Below are 758 nucleotides of genomic sequence, written 5' to 3'. Positions count from 1 at the left end.
CCTCGTTGACGTTCATGTTGCTCTGAGTGCCGGAACCGGTTTGCCAGACGGACAACGGAAACTGTGCCTCGAACTCGCCGGCCGCGACGCGCGCCGCAGCCGCGGCCACGGCGTCGGCCTTGGCGGGGTCGAGCAGGCCGAGCGCGCGATTGACCTCCGCCGCGGCACCTTTGATCTGGGCCAGCGCGTGCACGATCTCCATCGGCATGCGCTGTCCTCCAATCGCGAAGAAACGGCGGCTGCGCTCGGTCTGCGCCCCCCATAAGGCGTCACCAGGGATCTGGATCGGCCCGAAACTGTCGGATTCGCTACGGGTTGAGGACATGGCGACCACCTCCTGACTCGGCCGGTCTGCTGGATTTTCTCATGTCCTGATCAGCTGGCACATCCGGCGCCTGAGGATCCGAGCCGGCGCTTTCACCACTGAGCGGAATTCGCTGGAGACCCCGTGGCTGCCTATCACTTGCTGACGACCTGGCGCATCGAAGCACCGTTGGAAGCGGTGTACTCGGCCATCCAGGAGGCAGACAACAGCCCGCCACGGACCGCGCTTTAGCGATCGCAATCGTGAGAGGCTGGATCGATCCGACCGGTGTCGCGCTCGTGATGCCACTCCTTCAGCCCCTTGCCATCTGCGCAGGTAGTCACCGAACGTCTGCGCCTCGGACACCAAACCGCCCGGACTCTCCAGGACCAGCAATTCGCAATTCGAAATTTCGGTGACAGTTTGCTGAAACCGCGTCCAGAGCGAGATGCTC

At 63.7% G+C, this 758-nt stretch carries 1 protein-coding gene; it reads right to left on the bottom strand.

The features are described from left to right. The coding region (locus tag B4N44_RS09880) for a lyase family protein (RefSeq protein WP_296700106.1) at positions 1-325 on the bottom strand (325 nt) is incomplete at its 3' end. Between the last annotated feature and the right edge of the window lie 433 nt (positions 326-758).

This window comes from Thiocapsa sp. UBA6158 (genome assembly GCF_002423035.1).
Lineage (GTDB): Bacteria > Pseudomonadota > Gammaproteobacteria > Chromatiales > Chromatiaceae > Thiocapsa.
This window is presented reverse-complemented; position numbering and strand designations above follow the sequence as displayed.